The sequence below is a fragment of the Rheinheimera sp. F8 genome, assembly GCF_001518915.1.
Map to the genome: position 1 here is coordinate 3,942,598 of NZ_CP013656.1, position 17,357 is coordinate 3,959,954.

The following is a 17,357-nucleotide window of genomic DNA, read 5'->3' on the forward strand; positions in this document are numbered from 1 at the left end:
CACGTTAGGCCAGGATAGCGCGATCGCCCTTATGCTCCAGCCAGTCCTTGCGGTCATTGGCGCGTTTCTTCGCCAGCAACATATCCATCATTTCCAGCGTCTGGCGTTCATCATCGATGGTCAGCTGCACCAGCCGGCGCGTGTTCGGATCCATCGTGGTTTCGCGCAGTTGCAACGGGTTCATTTCACCGAGGCCTTTAAAGCGTTGCACATTGATTTTGCCGCGCTTTTTCTCTGCTTCCAGCCGATCGAGAATGCCATTTTTTTCATCTTCATCCAGCGCGTAATAGACATCTTTGCCAATGTCGATGCGGTACAACGGCGGCATCGCAACAAATACATGACCGGCATCAACCAGGGTGCGGAAATGTTGCATAAACAACGCACAAAGTAAGGTGGCAATGTGCAGACCGTCTGAGTCGGCGTCGGCCAGAATACAAACTTTGCCATAACGCAGTTGTGACAGGTCCGTTGAATTCGGATCCAGCCCAATCGCGACTGAAATATCATGCACTTCCTGCGATGCCAGAATTTGCTCCGAATCGACTTCCCAGGTATTCAGAATTTTCCCGCGTAACGGCATCACCGCCTGATATTCGCGGTCACGTGCTTGTTTGGCCGAACCGCCCGCTGAATCGCCCTCCACCAGAAAAAGCTCTGAGCGGCTGACATCGGAGCCACTGCAATCGGCCAGTTTGCCCGGTAATGCCGGGCCTGCTGTGACCTTTTTCCGCACAATTTTCTTCTCAGCACGTAAGCGTTTTTGTGCATTATTGATGCAGAACTCCGCCAGCGCTTGGGCGACTTCAGTATGTTCATTCAGCCACAGGCTGAAACTGTCTTTGACCACGCCGGTGACAAAGCTGGACGCTTGCCGGCTTGATAATCGTTCTTTAGTCTGGCCGGCAAACTGCGGTTCCTGCATTTTCAGTGACAGAATGTAAGCACAGCGATCCCAGACATCTTCCGGTGTCAGCTTGATGCCACGCGGCAGCAAATTACGGAATTCACAGAATTCGCGCAGCGCTTCCAATAAGCCCTGGCGCAGACCATTGGCGTGGGTACCGCCTTGTGCAGTCGGGATCAAATTGACATAACTTTCGGTCAGCAGTTCGCCGCCTTCCGGCAGCCATAACACCGCCCAGTCAACGGCTTCAGTGCTGGCAGAAAAAGCGCCGACAAACGGCAACTCGGGAAGGGTCACCGATTCTTTCACCGCGTCAATCAGGTAATCGCGGATCCCGGCGATGTAACACCAGCTGTAACTCTGATCGTTAATTTTGTCTTCGAATTTGACGGTCAGGCCCGGACATAACACGGCTTTGGCTTTTAAGACATGCAGCAGCCGGCTGACCGAAAATTTTGGGGAATCAAAATACTTCGGATCGGCCCAGAAGCGCACGCGGGTGCCGGTATTGCGCTTACCGACAGTCCCGGTGATCGCCAGTTCACTGACTTTATGGCCATGTTCCAGCGCCATTTCATAGACATTGCCGTCGCGGCGGACCGACACTTCAACCCGGCTGGATAAGGCATTGACGACCGAGATCCCAACGCCGTGCAGACCACCGGAGAACTGATAGTTTTTGTTGGAAAATTTACCACCGGCATGCAGCCGGCACAGGATCAGTTCGACGCCGCTGACGCCTTCTTCCGGGTGAATATCCACCGGCATACCACGGCCGTTATCAATGACTTCAATCGACTGATCCGCATGCAGAATAACCTGAACAGTGTCGGCATGACCGGCTAACGCTTCGTCAACACTGTTATCGATGACTTCCTGCGCCAGATGATTCGGGCGCGATGTGTCGGTGTACATGCCCGGGCGACGCTGCACCGGCTCAAGGCCCGTCAGGACCTCAATGGAATCGGCATTATATTGTTGTTCTGTCATGCATAGGTTCCGGAGTCTGAAATGCGTTGAAGGCGCGGGTCCAACAGGACTGTACCTGAGGCTGTATCAATTCACAGTGTTTTACGCTAATTGGCCGAAATTGACAATATCCGCCAGCCGGCTTTGCAGGTTCTGATAGCTGTGATCGCCGCCTTCTTGTACATCTGTCTGACATTGTTGATAAAAATCCAGCGCCTGACGATAGTCCAGCACCTCGTCACCGCTTTGCAATAACACCAGATATTGTGCTGGCCGGCGCAGTTGCTGTACCTGTAATTCTTCCAACAACGGCAGATGATCGGCCCGCACTTCATAGTGCTGCTGCCGCACCGGATGATAATAACGGCCCAAATGCTGTTGTAATAACAAATGCGGCCGCACCGCCGGATTGATCAGAACTGCCCGACAGCCATATTGCTCCGCCAGTGCCGTCGCCAGAAAACCACCTAAAGAGCTGCCAATGATCAGCTGCGGAGGTTTCTGTACGCAAAGCAGCTGCAATTCCTGCCAGGCTTCGGCCGGCGTATAGGGTAAATCCGGTATCGACAATTGATGCTGCGGCAGATGTTGCTGAAAATAATCGCGCACCAGCAACGCTTTTTCTGACAAAGACGAGCTGGCAAAACCATGTAAATAGACAATATGTTGTGACGTCAAAACTGTAAAAACTCCCACTGCAGACGGCCATCCGGCAAAAACACCCAGCGACAGGCGCGTGGACCTTGGTCCTGCGTCTGCCAGTCCGGCGTCTGTAAAAACTGGACTGAGCTGGCCGGGCAGCCCACTTGGACAAACTCCGGTAACTGATATTGATAGGCGTGATGGCAATGGCCATGTGCCAGCCCGCGCAGGCGCGGCTCACGCTGTAACATCGCCAGCAAACCGGCTTTGTCCTGCTGATCAAACCGGTCGATAAAACTGCCCACCGGCAGTAAATGGTGATGGCAAAACCAGAAGATCTGCGTATCAGCACTGTCGATCAGCCATTGCTCCAGCGTAGCCAGCCGCTCAGCTGGAAAACTACCGGCCGGCGTGTCGCCTTTGCTGTCGAGTAACCACAGCTGCCAACCCGGCAGCGCCAGCCGGCGCTCGGGCCGAAATGGTGGCTGCTGACTTAGTTGTTCAAGTGCAACCCGCTCATCATGATTACCCGGCAGCAAAAACACCGGCGCCGGCCAGTCGGCCAGCAACTGCTGCAATAATGCGTACGAGTCAGCACTGTGATCTTCGGTCAAATCACCAGTCAGGATCAATAGCGGCGCTTCAGCCCGCAGACAGTCCAAAACCCGGTGTAAATGCTGGTATGGCCTGATGCCCTGATACCATGCATCCGGCGTGGCTAACAAATGGCAATCGGTGATTTGGACCAGCGAAGGAACAGGCCAGTGGAATACAGCATCAGTCACAGCAACACCACGGCGCTGCATAGCCCTTGGGCCCGACACAAACTGAGCCAGTCGCGCAGCAGCAGATTAATCTGGCGTTTTTCATCGGGCAGTAACATATCGGTATTCGGGTAGTCATAGACAGCCTTGAACTGCCTGACCTGCTGACAAGCCACCACTTCAGCCAGCCGCGCATCATGATATAAACGCACTTCGAATTGAGGACGTAACCAGCTGATCACCTGCTCAGAAAACAACGGTTCACTGATGTGTTCAATGCGGATTGTACTGGTGAATTTGCAGAGTTCCTGCAGTTTCAGCAGGTACTTATCTGCAGCACTGACCTGAATTTGCACGGCATCACCAACCTGACCGGAACGCGGCAACAAATGGCGCAGCTGCGCGTAATTGCGTTCACACAGACTCAGAAAATCCGGCACATAAGGCTGATATCGCCGTTGTTTGCTCAAACTCATCGCTGACGAGGATCCCATTCTGGTCAATTCAGGCCGGTACAGCCCATTGTTTTCGTACCGACTCCAGGTGCAAAGACAACCATTGTAACGCAATGACAGTCGCTGCATTGTCGATTTTACCGGCATTCAGTAAATCGACCGCCTGTTGCCGTTGCATGACATGGACTTTGATATCTTCATGTTCTTCCGCCAGACCAAACACGCCAGCCTGAACCGGGCCTGTTAACTCGCCGAGAAACAAATGGATACGCTCAGTGGTGCCGCCCGGGCTGCTCAGATAGCTCAGCAACGGCATCATCCGGCCCAGCGACAATCCGGCTTCTTCAGCGGCTTCCCGCCTTGCGACCTGCTCGGGCTGTTCAGCCGGGCCAAACATACCGGCGACGGCTTCCAGTAACCATGGTGTGACGGAACTGCGCATGGCACCAAACCGGAACTGCTCAATCAGCACCACTTCGTCGCTGTGCGGGTTAAACGGCAACACCACCACCGCATCACCGCGTTCGAAGATCTCCCTTGTAACAAGGTCACTCCAGCCGCCCTGAAACAACCGGTGGCGGAACTGATACGATTTCATCGTAAAAAAACCGTGGAAAACGGTGTGTTCACCGTGAATTTCCACATCTTTTGCGGCGAATGCCGGATAATTAATTGCTTTGTTTTCAGCCATCTCGGGGCTCACATTCTGTTACACTTGGGGCGTCAACTTTTACGCGATCGGTTCGACTTAGTGTACGCGAACACGTTAATATCCGTTCAATTTTGTTTTCCATGGAACCTGGTTATGAAAAAAACTGCTTTATGTTCATTGGTGTGCGCGGCCCTCGGCTTGTTCAGCCTGCAAGCCAGCGCGGAGAACCTGCAAAACGTTTATCAGCTGGCACTGAAAAAAGACCCACAAGTACTGAAATCAGCCGCGCAGCGCGATGCTGCCAAAGCCGGTATCGATATCAGTAAATCACAATTCCTGCCCAGCATTGGTTTTAAAAGTGACTACGGTAAAAGCCGTAAAGATGTTGGCAATGGCATGAGCGCCACCGGCACTGGCTACACCAATACCCTGAATCTGGAACAATCCATTTTTAACTGGGGTGACTGGGAAAGATTATCAAATGCCGAAAAAACGGCCTTACAAGGCCAGACCTATTACAACGCTGCATTACAGGCAGTAATTGTCCGGGTCTCTCAGGCCTATTTTAGCGTGTTAAGCGCGAACGACGATTTAACTTTTGTGGTCGCGGAAAAACGCGCCGTAGAACGTCAGCTGGAACAAACCAAACAACGTTTCGCTGTGGGTCTGACTGCCATTACTGATGTACACGAAGCACAAGCGCAATATGACAGCGTGGTCGCCCGCGAAATCGCCGCGACTAACGCGCTGGAAAATGCCCGCGAATCGCTGCAGGAAATTACCGGTGAATACCATTCACAGCTGAGCCCGCTGAATACCAGCAAGTTCAATGCAACGGCGCCAAAACCTGCCAACGTAGTAGAATGGGTGTCGATTGCAGAAACTAACAATCTGGATCTGCAGGCGCGCAAACTGGCCGTTGAAATTGCACAAAACAATATCGACTTAGCGGAAGCCGGACATTACCCAACAGTGGGTCTGAGTGCGACTAAAACGCTGCAAGACAGTAGCAATATCCGCCAGCAAGACAGTGAAAGTATCGGTGTTGGCCTGACTGTACCTATCTATTCCGGCGGTGCCACTTCTGCCTCAACAGAGCAGCAACGCGCAAACTACGTAGCCACCAGCGAAGATCTGGAACTGGGCCATCGCTCTGTAGTACGCCAGGTTCGGGTGAACTACAACAACGTCGGTGCGGCCATTGCTGGTATTAAGGCACTGGAACAGGCGGTAGTTTCAGCTGAAAGTGCATTAAAAGCCACTGAAGCTGGTTTTGAAGTGGGTACACGGACTATTGTCGACGTGCTGATCAGCACGCGCAACCTGTTTGATGCACGCCGCAATCTGACCAAACAACGTTACGACTACATCCTGGCCGTGCTGTCGCTGAAACAAGCAGCCGGAACCCTGACTGAAGCCGATCTGGCGACTGTCAACGCCGCACTGGGCGTGTAATTCACGGCAAAGTTAATTGCTGAAACAAGGCCACACCGGACCTGACAAAGCTCAGACCAGTGTGGCCTTTTTGTTTCTGCCCTGTGCAGCTTCGCACTTTTCGTTACAATAGCCGGTTTTCAGCTGCAAGGATTTCTTGTGTATCAGGCGCCGCCATTTTCTCTGACCTTACTTCACCCCCGTTATTGGCTGCTGTGGCTGGCTCTCGGCATCGCTTATTTAATCAGTTGGCTGCCATACCGGGTGCTGATGTTGCTTGGCCGGGGTCTCGGCCGACTCAGCTTTAAATTGCTTAAATCGCGTGGCCGCATCGCCCGGCGCAATCTCGAACTGTGTTTTCCCGATATGCCCAACGACGAACGGGAGCGACTGGTACAACGCAATGCGGAAGAAACCGGCTGTGCGGCAATAGAAACGCTGATTGGCTGGTGGTGGCCAACATGGCGGATCCGTCGCTTCGCTCACTTTAAAGGCTATGAACATATTCAGGCCGAACTGGCCAAAGGCAAGGGCGTCTTGTTGCTGGCGTCGCATATGTTACATCTGGAAGCGGCCTGCCGGGTGTTTGGCCTGACCCATCCGAGTATTGGCTTTTACCGGCCACACAACAATGCACTGATGGAATTCTTTATGTACCGTGGCCGCAGTCGCGGCAATAAATACATGATTGGCAAACGCGATGTGAAATCACTGATCAAAGCGCTGAACGACGGCGAAGTGTGTTTTTATTTGCCAGATCAGGACTACGGCCGCAACCGCGCCATCTTTGCGCCATTTTTTGCAGTCAAAGAGACCGCTTGCACCAATGGCACGCTGTTATTTGCCAGCGCCGCCAATTGCGCCGTGATCCCGATATACACCAGCAAACTCCCTCACTATCAGGGCTATCAAATTGAGGCATTGCCAGCGCTGACCGATTTCCCGGGCCACGATGAATACGCCGCGATTTGCCGGGTGAATCAGTGGGTGGAACAGGCGATTCTGCAGCATCCGGAGCAATATATGTGGGTGCACCGCCGTTTTAAAACACGACCGGATCCGGACGCGCCTTCACTGTATTAATATCTGCGGTGCGTTGTACCGCCTAGCAGAAAAGCTACTGGCATCTGCATGCTGCACGGTTTAGTATGAAGGCTCAAATACCGACAGGGCAGTTACGATGGGATTTTGGTTTAAGCACATCACAGCATTGGTTATTTTATTTGCCCTTGCCGGGGTTTTGTTGTTTTACCCTGATCTGTTACTGCCCAAAGCTGAGCCAGTCAAAATTGAAGTCAAAAAAGCTGCGGCGATGGAATTCACCAATTTTTACGAGCAGCTCCGGTATTCCTTGGATACCAGTGTCGACAAATCAAAAGAATTTATTATCAAACTGACTGACACCAGTGACCAGCTGACGACTACGCTGGAAAACCGCACCAATACAGTACCGGAAATGCCGGCAAACTGGAGCGGTACTATCGCCAACCGTAAGTTTGAACCTGGCAGTAAAGTACGCGAACAAATGATCGACTTTGCCAACCAGGAAAACATGGAACTGATTTGGACTTTGCCGCGGGATTATGTGGTGAAGCATTACTTCCAAAGCGAAGGCAATTATCTAAAAACGCTGAAAGATATCGCAAAAGCCATAGCACCGGATTTTGAGTCTCCGGTGCGCGCATATTTTTGCCCGAAACAACGGGCAGCTGTGCTGACCGACAAGCCTAATCTGTTTGTCGAGCAAAACTGTCAGCACCTGAACGCCGAAGAAACTAAACGCTGAACATAAACTGCTGCCAGGCATCCCTCACCTGCTGCTCGGCCCCGGTCAAATCTTCTACCGCCACTTCTGCCGGCGCTAAGGTCTGACGATGGCTGCTGCTGCGCAATTGCTGGTACGCCCGCTGTAGCTGTTCTGCCTGAGCCAATGACATCAGGCCGCAGGCTGCGGCAGCATCCAGAATGCGGATATTGTCGCTGTATTGGTAAAGCGCCGGATATACAGCGCCATAACCAAGCACCAGAAACTGACTGATAAATTCTAAGTCCACAATACCGCCTGCCCGGTGTTTCACTTCGGTCGATGCCACGCCATGATGTTCACGCAGTTTTTGCCGCATGTCCCGCACTTCGCCGCGTAACGCTTCGAGATCTCTTGGTTTTGCCAGAATTTCTGCCCGAATTTGCTCAAAGCGGCTGGCGATCGCCGCGTCTCCGTATATCAGCCGGGTACGTGCCAACGCCTGATGTTCCCAGGTCCAGGCGTCCTGGCGCAGATATTCACCATAAGTATCTACATGCACTGTCAACAGGCCGGCATTGCCGGATGGCCGCAATCGGGTGTCGACCTCATACAACAGCCCGCTGGTTGTGCGGGTGGTGCACAGATGCAAAATCCGCTGCACCAGCTTTAAGTAAAACTGGCGCGAATCAATGCCACGCGCGCCGCTGGTTGGCGCCAGCGAATCACACTGATGCAGGAAAACCAAATCCAAATCCGAACCATACCCCAGTTCCAGCCCGCCCAGTTTGCCGTAGGCAATCACCGCAAAACCTTTGTTGCTGTGTGCATCGAGCCCGGCCGGATAGCCGTATTTATCCGCCATTTGTTGCCACGCCAGTTCGACCACCGTCTCGATCAGCGCTTCAGCCAGCCAGGTCAGATGATCAGACACTTTCATCAGTGGCAAAATGCCGGTGATATCGGCCGCAGCGATGCGCAATGTCTGGGCTTGCTTGTATTGGCGCAGCGCTTCCATCACCAATTCCAGATCGTCTGGCGGCACCCGCAGCATTTGCTGGCGCAATCTATCGCGGTAATCCGCAACGGTCGCGACCTGATACAGCAGCTCCGGATCAATCAGTTCATCCAGTAACATCGGATAACGCGCCAGATGTTCCGCCAGCCAGCCACTGCGGCCACAGAGTTTAATCAGTTGCTGCAACGCCGGCGGGTTTTCAAATAATAACTCCAGATAAGCGGTACGCGAGACGATTTGCCGCAGCACGCCAAGCACCCGCTCCAGCACCAGAGGCCCTGCCTGTTCCTGCTCCACCCCGTGCAGCAATGACGGTAATAGTTTTGCCAGCAATTCCCGCCCGCGCGGACCAACCTGGCGTTTTTGACTGTCCGCTTTAAACTGCTGCAGATGTTGCATCAGCAGCTCAGCATCAGCCGGCGTCAGCCAGTCCAGATGTTCAGCAAGTTCGGCCGCTGACTGCTCGCTGTCCCACAACATGCGCCCCAGCAACAACTCCTGTGGCTCCGTTTGCTCTTCCTGAGCTATCACCAGGCGGAATTGCTGGTGAATTCGCGCCATCGCGTCATTAATCTGCTGCTGCAGTGCCGGCCAGTCGGCGGCCTGCAGTGCCAGCACCAGACGCTGCCGGCTCAACGTATCCGCCGGCAACGTCTGGGTTTGCTGATCATCCATGCCCTGCAGGTGATGTTCGACCCGGCGCAGCCACAGATAATCATGAAACAGGATTTGCTCTGCCTCAGGATCTAACAATCCTTCCTGCAACAACGCCTGCATCGCGGCAAAAATCGATTGCTGTTGAATAGCCGGGATACGCCCGCCACGGATCAGCTGCAGCGTCTGAATAATAAACTCCACTTCGCGGATGCCACCGGCGCCGAGTTTGATGTTGTCGACGCGGTTGCGCCGGCGGTTTTCCTGTTCAATCAGCTGTTTCATCCGCCGTAACGATTCAATCGCCGAATAATCGATATAACGCCGGTATACAAAGGGTTTCAGCATCGCCTGCAGTTCGGCGGCAAAAGGCGCCACCGGATTCAGAATGCGCGCCTTTAACATCGCATAACGTTCCCAGTCGCGGCCCTGCGCCTGATAATAATCTTCAAAGGCGGCAAAGCTCAGCACCAGCGGGCCGCTGTCGCCAAAAGGTCGTAAGCGCATATCCACGCGGTAAACAAAACCATCGGCCGTGACCTGGTTCAGCAGCAGAATGATTTTCTGCCCGAGTTTGGTATAAAACTGCTGATTTTCGGTGCTGCGCCGGCCGCCGCTGGTGTCGCCATTTTCCGGGTAAACAAAAATCAGATCGATATCTGAGGAAAAATTCAGCTCGCCGCCGCCCAGTTTGCCCATGCCTAAAATCAGCAATGGCATCACCTGACCGGCACTGTCGAGCGGCTGGCCCCATTGCGGCGTGAGTTCCTGCCAGGCCCAACGATAGGCCAGATTAATCAGCTCGTCAGCCAACGCCGACACGCGCTGCAGTGCCGTGCTGATGTCCTGTGCGCGCAACAGGTCATCGGCCAGAATTTGACACAAGCTGGCATTGCGGTAGCGGCGCAGCGCCGCCATGGCCTGTGCTTCAGAATGCGGCTGGCTCAGATCCGGCGCACTGAAACCAGGTTCTCCGCTCAGGAACCCTGCCAGTATTTGTGGCTGTAGTTTCAGGCAACGACCAAGCAGTGGACTGGCCGCCAATAACTGCTGTAGTTGCCGCTCCTGCGCTTCAGACAGGCTGAAATCCAGCTGCGCCCGTTGCAGCGCCAGTGCCTGAGTCAGTTCAGCCGGCAGATTTAATAAAGTTGCAGTGGACTGTTGCGACATGGACAGACTCCGGATCAGGCTGGTTAAAGGATGCGATTCAGCGTGGCAGGGTCAAGCAACCAGATACTGTATTGCAATAACCAATGTTGTAGTGCCTGTGGCGCCGGTTGCGGCCCCAGCGCTGCCGCCAGCGACCAGATCGGCGCAGCGGCAGGTGCAGCGGCCAGCAGACTTAACCACTGCTGCCATTGCAGATCCAGCTTGGCTTGCGTCGCCAGCCCCTGGTTGACCAGCAACTGATTCCGCAAAAATATGCCCAGCTCATCTGCCCGGGTACCGGTAGGATGAAAATCCTGCCATTGCAGTGCTTGTTGTGCGGCGAGTAAATAACCACGTTCAGCCTTGGACTGCACGCCCAGCTGCAACGGGAATTGCTGCACCAGTGCCGCAGCCAGTGTGAAGATCTCCGCCACTTCGCCGCTTTGCAATTCAAGCTCGAGCTCACAGATCAATTCCTGTTGGCCACCGCCGAGCACAGTCCCCTGATCAAACACCAGCTCTATCCGCGCGCCGCCAGCGGTTTGCAGCAGCAGGGTCTGCCGGACAAAATCTGTGCGGAATAATTCCTGCAGATTGGCCTGTAGTGCCGCAACATTGGTGCCGACCGGCCAGACTTCCGCCGGAAAAGCGCTCAGGACCGGCACTACACCGGCGGTTGGTACATTATATTCCGGCCGGATATGCGCAGCGCCATGCTGCTGACCGGCCAGTTTCAGCGTCTGCTCAAACTGACCTTGTTTTTGCCGGGTGCGCAAGCCACTGTCGTGATGGCGGAACCACTGGTCCGCAGTTTCAAAATAAGCATTGAATAAGGTTTTTTCGCCGACCCACTGCACGTTGGGCAACTGCTGGCGGCAATAGTCCACCACAGCGGTAAAAATGGCCGCAGCCTGCTGCGCCGGTAACAATAATTTCAGTTCCACTTCCAGTGACATAACAGGTCCTGATCACACCAAGTCGATATGTCAGGCACACTAAGCCAGCCCCTTTGATGCTGCAAGTGTTTTTGCTTGTCAACCTCAGCACAACTCCCTATGATCGGGCGCAATTATGCTTGTTGCAGCCCACCGGAATTTGTTATGTCTACTCTGAAATCTGCTTGTATCGCCACTGTATTGGCCAGTTTTGTTGCGTCCGCGCAGCAAGTCCCCGCTGAACAAAGTTCGGCACCTGTTGCGCAGTCAGCAACCGAAGCGCCGGCCAAACCGGTAGTTGCCGAAAAGCCAGCCTTTATCATCGACAGTCTTAGTACGCCGCTGCGTTCCGGCCCGGGCAATGAATACCGCACGATTTCGACAGTCCGCGCCGGCGAAAATGTTACCTTTATCGGCGACAATCCGGCCAATGGTTTTGTTAAAATTCGGGATGCCAGTGGTGCGGAAGGCTGGCTCAGTGGCGAATACATCAGCTATACCGCCAGTCCGAAGGCCAATCTGGAAGCGCTGAAACAACAATTGGGTCAGCAGGAAATGATTGCGGCGCAGTTTGAGCAGGAACGGCAGGCTTTACAGCAGGAAGTCAGCAAAGCGCAGGCCGAACGCGACGAAGCCGTCAAATCGGCTGAGCTGGCCAAGCAAACCACCGCTCAGCTGACTACCCGTCTGGCCGAAGAGAATCCGGAATTGCTGCAGAACAAAATGGTCATAGGTGGTGGCATTTTATTGGGCGGCATTTTATTTGGTCTGATTTTGCCATTGATCACACCAAAACGCCGGCGCAATGATCGCTGGATGTAAGACGTTGAGATAGAAAAAAAAACAATGGGAGCTCAGGCTCCCTTTGTTTTTACTGAGTCAGAATTTATGCCGTAACTGCAGCAGTCGAGACTTGCTGCGCCCGGTACCGCATCTCCAGTACAGGAATGGTAAAGCCGTAACAGACCACCACAATCAGCGGTTGCAACCAGAAACTGTGCTGCGGCAGGGTCAGATAGGCCGCCACACAGGCCACTGTGCGGACAATGGTATGGACATAAGCCACCGGCGCTTTTGCCACGACACCAAACACCAGCCACATCAACCCGGTCTGTACTGCCAGGGCGAACGGCAGCGCCAGATAGTTTTCCATGAACAGCGGAATGCTGATGGCAAACACCAGAAAACTCATGCCGACGGCTGCGAGGAAAATCGTATCAAACCAATTGCGTGCTGTATTTTTCTGAAAACTGATGTTCTCACCGGTCAGCCTGGAAATAGCCATCGCCAGATAAACGATGCTGCCAGTGCCGATAAAAGTCGCCATCACTTGCTGATAAGGCGTCAGCACAAAAGACAATGCGCCAATCAATGCCCAGATAATAGCGCCGGACAGTGGCATTGCCAGGTAACGTTTGCTACGAAATTCAATCAGTTGCTGGTCTAACGATTTGTTGTTTTGCATGGCACACCTCCGTGATTTGATGGTGTCAGTATCCGGATTCTGCGCCTTGACAGTCAGTGTGCTTTGTCATCAAAAACCATGACTTTTGTCATGGCATGCATCAGTTCCAAAACTCAGTTTTTATCCTGAGTTTTGTCGTCCAGCGGCAGGCCCGAATCTTGTTTCACCTGTTCGATCACCACATAAGTATGAGTTTGTAATACACCCGGTAAATCGACAATCCGGCCTAATACTGCGCGATACGCTTCCATACTGGATAAACGTAGTTTCAGCAGATAATCAAAGCCACCGGCCACCATGTGGCATTCGGCAACTTCGGCGATTTGCACGACAGAGTCGCGGAACTGGTCAAAGATAGCGCCGGTGGTGCGATCCAAAGTGACCTGAATAAAAGCGGCAGTGCCGAGCCCAAGTTTCGAGGCCGACAACTTGGCACCATACCCTTCGATAAAACCTTCCTGCTCGAGCTTGCGTACCCGGTCAATACAGGGGCTTGGGCTTAGGTTGACACGTTTGGCCAGCTCCACGTTGGAAATCCGGCCATCCTTTTGCAGAGTGTCTAAAATGGTTCTGTCGATGCGGTCTAACGGCCGGCCTTTGGCATTCATAGCTGATTCCGTATTTTTTCTGGTTAAATCATTATAAAACCAAATTATGTATGGTTTAAATCGAAATTTAGCCACCAAATACGGTAGTGCTTTCACTAAAATGCAGCATTTATTTTAAATCAACCGAGATAAAAATTATGCTATTTCACGGCGAACTTCCCTCCCCAAGCCCACTGCGCCAGACGCTGCGCCAGTTCTACCGCGCAGATGAAGCCCAGGTACTGGAAACTCTGTTACCGCTGGCCGATATCGGCGACCAGGCCCGCTCCCGTGCCTGGGAACGCGCCCGCCAGCTGGTGGTCAATATCCGCCAGGCGCAGATTGGCAAAGGTGGTGTGGATGCGCTGCTGAATGAATTCTCGCTGTCGACCGAAGAAGGTCTGGTGCTGATGTGTCTGGCCGAAGCGTTGCTGCGGGTACCAGACAAACACACCGCAGACCGCCTGATCCGTGACAAATTATCCAATGGCGACTGGAGTTCGCACTTAGGCAACAGCGAATCGCTGTTCGTCAACGTCTCGGCCTGGGGCCTGTTACTGACCGGCAAACTGGTCAATTACAGCGACGACCATAAAAAAGACCAGTTTGGTTTGTTAAAACGCACCTGTGGTCGTCTCGGTGAGCCAGTGATCCGTCAGGCCGTGCGTTATGCCATGCAAATCATGGGCACCCAGTTTGTCATGGGCACCACCATCGACAAAGCCGTTGAACGCGCCACTGAACTGGAAGCCAAAGGTTTCACCTACTCTTACGACATGCTGGGTGAAGGCGCCCGCACGATGGAAGACGCTGACCGCTACTTCCAAAGCTATATGATGGCGATCAATGCCATCGGCACTGCAGCGAAGAAACGCGGCCCGCTGAAAAGCCCGGGCATTTCGGTCAAATTATCCGCTATTCACCCGAAATACCGCTTCTCGCACCGCGATCGCGTGATGGAAGAACTGGTACCGCGCCTAAAAACGCTGGCCTTAGCCGCCAAAGGGTATGACATCAGCTTCACTGTGGATGCTGAAGAAGCGGACCGCTTAGAGCTGTCGATGGACGTCATTGAAGCCGTGTTCGCCGATAAAGATTTAGCCGGCTGGGAAGGGTTTGGTCTGGCGATTCAGGCCTATTCCAAACGTTGTCTGCCGCTGATTGAATGGTTACGTGAACTGACAGTCCGGGTCGGCCGCAAGCTGATGGTGCGTCTGGTTAAAGGCGCTTATTGGGACAGCGAAGTGAAAATCAGCCAAATCGAAGGCCACAACGACTTCCCGGTATTCAGCCGCAAGCCGTCAACCGACGTGTCTTATCAGGCCTGTGCCCGTAAATTGCTGGAATACCGCGACAGCATTTATCCGATGTTTGCCACGCACAACGCGTACACTGCCGCCACTATTCTGGAAATGGCACCGGATCGTACCGGTTACGAATTCCAGCGCCTGCACGGCATGGGTGATGCGCTGTACGACCAAATCGTTGCCGACGACAAAGTACCATGCCGGATCTATGCGCCGGTTGGCGAACACTCTGATCTGCTGGCTTATTTAGTCCGTCGCCTGCTGGAAAACGGCGCCAACAGCTCGTTTGTGAACAACATCGTTGATGAAAGCATTCCGGTAGAAAGTCTGCTGACCGATCCGGTTGAATTGGTGCGCAGCTGGAAACACAAACGCAACACGCAAATCCCTCTGTCAGCCAACCTGTATGGCGATGAGCGCCAAAACTCCAAAGGCATTGATTTAACTGAAGTGGATGCCATTACCCCACTGCGTAACAATATGCAGCAATGGCTGACAACCGCGACCAGCAGCACGCCGATAGAAGGCGCTAAAGCGGTGCGTAATCCGGCGAATCACGCCCAGGTGATTGGCTATGTCGAGCACCACACGCCAGAACAGATGAAAGCTGCCATAGACCGTGCCGAAACCGCCTTCCCGGCCTGGAGCACAACTCCGGTTGCTGAACGCGCGCGTTTGTTGCGTGCTTTAGCTGATGCGCTGGAAGCGCACCGCGATGAATTGATGGCTATCTGTGTTAAAGAAGCTGGTAAAACCGTGCCGGACAGCGTGGCGGAAATTCGTGAAGCCGTGGATTTCTGCCGCTATTACGCAGCCCGGGCTGAAGCCATGTTTACCGGCACGCCGCTGCAAAGCCGTGGTGTGGTGCTGTGTATCAGCCCGTGGAACTTCCCGCTGGCGATTTTCTTAGGCCAGGTCACTGCCGCTGTTGCCGCCGGTAACACGGTCATTGCCAAACCAGCTGAACAGACTTCGTTAATCGCCATTCGCGCCATTGAACTGTGGCGCGCCGCCGGTCTGCCGGCCGGTGTGGTCGAGCTGACCATAGCGCCGGGCCGGATCATTGGTGAGCACGTGGTACCAGACTTACGCATCCAAGCTGTGATGTTCACCGGCTCTACCGAGACCGGTAGCTGGATCGCACGTAAACTGGCCGAACGCGGCGGCGAGCCGGTGCCTCTAATCGCTGAAACCGGTGGTCAAAACTGCATGATCGTCGACTCCACCGCATTGCCGGAACAGGTAGTAGACGACGTAGTGTCTTCAGGTTTCCAGAGTGCCGGTCAGCGCTGTTCTGCGCTGCGCGTGCTGTTCCTGCAGGAAGACGTTGCCGACAAAATCATTCATATGATCAAAGGCGCAATGAAAGAGCTGTATGTTGGCGATCCGTCGTTGTTCTCTACCGATGTCGGCCCGGTGATTGACCAGAAAGCTCTGACTGGCCTGACGGCGCACGTCAAATATCTGGAAGGCAAAGCCAAGCTGCATTACGAGTGCCCGATCCCGGCCGGTGAAGGTCATTTCTTCTTCGCGCCGCGTTTGTATGAAATTGCCAATCTGGCCGTGCTGCAACGCGAAGTGTTTGGCCCGGTTGTACATATCATCCGCTTTAAAGCCGAGCAGCTGGATGATGTGATCGCGCAAATCAATGCCAGCGGCTATGGCCTGACCATGGGCGTGCATAGCCGTATCGCCGAAGTAACCGCGCAGGTCGCCCGTGAAGTCAAAGCCGGTAATATCTACATCAACCGCAATATGATTGGTGCCGTGGTCGGTGTGCAGCCGTTTGGTGGCCGTGGCCTGTCGGGCACAGGACCTAAAGCCGGTGGTCCGTTCTATTTAACCCGTCTGGTCAAAGACAATCTGCAGGTCACTGAAGCACCATTGTCTGACGACAAAAAAGCCGGCCTGCTGGCCGCTTCCGGCCACGACAACGCCCTGCAGCAAAGCCTGCAACTGGCGGCGAAAGCTCAGGTGGAATGGCAGAAAAAAGACATTACCGCGCGCAGTTCAGTTATTCGCCAATTTATGGCCCAGCTGGCTTCTAATGCCGTGGTGGTCAAACAAGAGGGTGATTTGGCGCAGGTGCTGGCCAGTGCCCGTGGCCTTATCGGTCATATCGAAAAAGAACTGGCGGCACCGATCCAGCTGCCAGGACCGACCGGTGAATCCAACCAGCTGCACCTGGAAGCCCGGGGTGTCGTCGCTTGTATCCGTGACGAATCGGCCTGCTTTAAGTACTGGATGTTGTCGGTACTGACCGCATTGGCAGCAGGTAATGCTGTGGTTGCCGTGGTTGAAGACAAAGACTTTGCTGAAGCCGAAGCGATCCGTAAAGTGCTGCTGAACGCCAATCTGGCACCGGCATTGTTCAGCGTTGCCAAACTGACTCAGCTCAAAGCGCTGATCAGCAACCCTCTGGTTGCTGCCGCAGTGATTGAAGCGGGCAGTGCAGTCAAAGCGCTGACCGGTGAACTGATTGCCGCCCGCGATGGCGCAATTTCACCACTGGTCACGACCCCAGCCGATGAGCGTCTGCTGCACCGTCTGGTGACAGAAAAAACCGTCACCATCAACACTACAGCGGCCGGCGGTAACGCGTCGCTGATGACGATGAGTGACAACGCAGTGTAACAGCCAGACTTCCGTCAGCTATCACAAGGCCCGCGACTGCG

The 17,357-nt window shown here is 53.9% G+C and carries 14 protein-coding genes; 5 read left to right on the top strand and 9 right to left on the bottom strand.

The features are described from left to right. Positions 1-4: 4 nt before the first annotated feature. The 5 genes from parE to nudF form a co-directional block, all read right to left on the bottom strand. Positions 5-1,897: a DNA topoisomerase IV subunit B gene (gene parE / locus ATY27_RS17540; protein ID WP_208931898.1), complete on the bottom strand. Its 1,893-nt coding sequence runs from the start codon at positions 1,895-1,897 to the stop codon at positions 5-7. Positions 1,898-1,978: 81 nt separating this feature from the next. Next, positions 1,979-2,554 carry a YqiA/YcfP family alpha/beta fold hydrolase gene (locus ATY27_RS17545; RefSeq protein ID WP_208931899.1) on the bottom strand — a complete coding sequence of 192 codons (576 nt, stop codon included), beginning with the start codon at positions 2,552-2,554 and terminating at the stop codon, positions 1,979-1,981. Beyond that, positions 2,551-3,303, bottom strand: coding sequence for a metallophosphoesterase (locus ATY27_RS17550; RefSeq protein WP_244151353.1), 753 nt, complete (start codon positions 3,301-3,303; stop codon positions 2,551-2,553). Before ATY27_RS17550 ends, ATY27_RS17545 begins: the two co-directional genes overlap by 4 nt. Continuing rightward, the gene (locus ATY27_RS17555; RefSeq protein WP_208931903.1) at positions 3,300-3,758 is read right to left on the bottom strand and encodes a DUF1249 domain-containing protein; all 459 of its coding nucleotides are present in this window, start codon (positions 3,756-3,758) and stop codon (positions 3,300-3,302) included. Before ATY27_RS17555 ends, ATY27_RS17550 begins: the two co-directional genes overlap by 4 nt. Positions 3,759-3,786: 28 nt before the next feature. Further along, the gene (gene nudF / locus ATY27_RS17560; protein ID WP_208931905.1) at positions 3,787-4,428 is read right to left on the bottom strand and encodes an ADP-ribose diphosphatase; all 642 of its coding nucleotides are present in this window, start codon (positions 4,426-4,428) and stop codon (positions 3,787-3,789) included. A gap of 114 nt (positions 4,429-4,542) precedes the next feature. Here nudF and tolC point away from each other — a divergent pair, with 114 nt between their 5' ends. From tolC to ATY27_RS17575, 3 genes are all read left to right on the top strand, one after another. Continuing rightward, positions 4,543-5,844 carry an outer membrane channel protein TolC gene (gene tolC / locus ATY27_RS17565; protein WP_208931907.1) on the top strand — a complete coding sequence of 434 codons (1,302 nt, stop codon included), beginning with the start codon at positions 4,543-4,545 and terminating at the stop codon, positions 5,842-5,844. 138 nt (positions 5,845-5,982) lie between these two features. Further along, positions 5,983-6,906, top strand: a complete 924-nt coding sequence (lpxL, locus tag ATY27_RS17570; RefSeq protein WP_208931908.1) for an LpxL/LpxP family Kdo(2)-lipid IV(A) lauroyl/palmitoleoyl acyltransferase — start codon at positions 5,983-5,985, stop codon at positions 6,904-6,906. Between the two features lie 97 nt (positions 6,907-7,003). Further along, entirely contained in the window at positions 7,004-7,609 is a 606-nt protein-coding gene (locus tag ATY27_RS17575) for a TcpQ domain-containing protein (protein ID WP_208931910.1), read from the top strand. Here the strand turns inward: ATY27_RS17575 and glnE are convergent. Beyond that, positions 7,599-10,409 carry a bifunctional [glutamate--ammonia ligase]-adenylyl-L-tyrosine phosphorylase/[glutamate--ammonia-ligase] adenylyltransferase gene (gene glnE, locus ATY27_RS17580; protein ID WP_208931912.1) on the bottom strand — a complete coding sequence of 937 codons (2,811 nt, stop codon included), beginning with the start codon at positions 10,407-10,409 and terminating at the stop codon, positions 7,599-7,601. The two genes, ATY27_RS17575 and glnE, sit on opposite strands and share 11 nt — an antisense overlap. A 23-nt stretch (positions 10,410-10,432) precedes the next feature. After that, positions 10,433-11,344: a CYTH domain-containing protein gene (locus tag ATY27_RS17585; protein WP_208931914.1), complete on the bottom strand. Its 912-nt coding sequence runs from the start codon at positions 11,342-11,344 to the stop codon at positions 10,433-10,435. A 144-nt stretch (positions 11,345-11,488) separates the two neighbouring features. Here ATY27_RS17585 and ATY27_RS17590 point away from each other — a divergent pair, with 144 nt between their 5' ends. Next, positions 11,489-12,145 (top strand): TIGR04211 family SH3 domain-containing protein, encoded by a 657-nt coding sequence (locus tag ATY27_RS17590; RefSeq protein ID WP_208931916.1) that lies wholly within the window; start codon positions 11,489-11,491, stop codon positions 12,143-12,145. A gap of 64 nt (positions 12,146-12,209) precedes the next feature. Here the strand turns inward: ATY27_RS17590 and ATY27_RS17595 are convergent, their stop codons facing one another. Then, positions 12,210-12,788, bottom strand: coding sequence for a hypothetical protein (locus ATY27_RS17595; protein ID WP_208931918.1), 579 nt, complete (start codon positions 12,786-12,788; stop codon positions 12,210-12,212). Between the two features lie 113 nt (positions 12,789-12,901). Continuing rightward, entirely contained in the window at positions 12,902-13,396 is a 495-nt protein-coding gene (locus tag ATY27_RS17600; protein WP_208931920.1) for a winged helix-turn-helix transcriptional regulator, read from the bottom strand. A 137-nt stretch (positions 13,397-13,533) separates the two neighbouring features. Between ATY27_RS17600 and putA the strand changes: the two genes are divergently transcribed. After that, positions 13,534-17,316 carry a bifunctional proline dehydrogenase/L-glutamate gamma-semialdehyde dehydrogenase PutA gene (putA, locus tag ATY27_RS17605; protein WP_208931922.1) on the top strand — a complete coding sequence of 1,261 codons (3,783 nt, stop codon included), beginning with the start codon at positions 13,534-13,536 and terminating at the stop codon, positions 17,314-17,316. Positions 17,317-17,357 lie beyond the last annotated feature (41 nt).

What these genes read in the sequence shown, in the direction of transcription:
- putA (WP_208931922.1), top strand. Translation starts at nt 13,534, where the DNA reads ATGCTATTTCACGGCGAACTTCCCTCCCCAAGCCCACTGCGCCAGACG.
- ATY27_RS17595 (WP_208931918.1), bottom strand. Translation starts at nt 12,788, where the DNA reads ATGCAAAACAACAAATCGTTAGACCAGCAACTGATTGAATTTCGTAGC.
- ATY27_RS17555 (WP_208931903.1), bottom strand. Translation starts at nt 3,758, where the DNA reads ATGAGTTTGAGCAAACAACGGCGATATCAGCCTTATGTGCCGGATTTT.
- glnE (WP_208931912.1), bottom strand. Translation starts at nt 10,409, where the DNA reads ATGTCGCAACAGTCCACTGCAACTTTATTAAATCTGCCGGCTGAACTG.
- ATY27_RS17590 (WP_208931916.1), top strand. Translation starts at nt 11,489, where the DNA reads ATGTCTACTCTGAAATCTGCTTGTATCGCCACTGTATTGGCCAGTTTT.
- nudF (WP_208931905.1), bottom strand. Translation starts at nt 4,428, where the DNA reads ATGGCTGAAAACAAAGCAATTAATTATCCGGCATTCGCCGCAAAAGAT.
- parE (WP_208931898.1), bottom strand. Translation starts at nt 1,897, where the DNA reads ATGACAGAACAACAATATAATGCCGATTCCATTGAGGTCCTGACGGGC.
- tolC (WP_208931907.1), top strand. Translation starts at nt 4,543, where the DNA reads ATGAAAAAAACTGCTTTATGTTCATTGGTGTGCGCGGCCCTCGGCTTG.
- ATY27_RS17585 (WP_208931914.1), bottom strand. Translation starts at nt 11,344, where the DNA reads ATGTCACTGGAAGTGGAACTGAAATTATTGTTACCGGCGCAGCAGGCT.
- ATY27_RS17600 (WP_208931920.1), bottom strand. Translation starts at nt 13,396, where the DNA reads ATGAATGCCAAAGGCCGGCCGTTAGACCGCATCGACAGAACCATTTTA.
- ATY27_RS17575 (WP_208931910.1), top strand. Translation starts at nt 7,004, where the DNA reads ATGGGATTTTGGTTTAAGCACATCACAGCATTGGTTATTTTATTTGCC.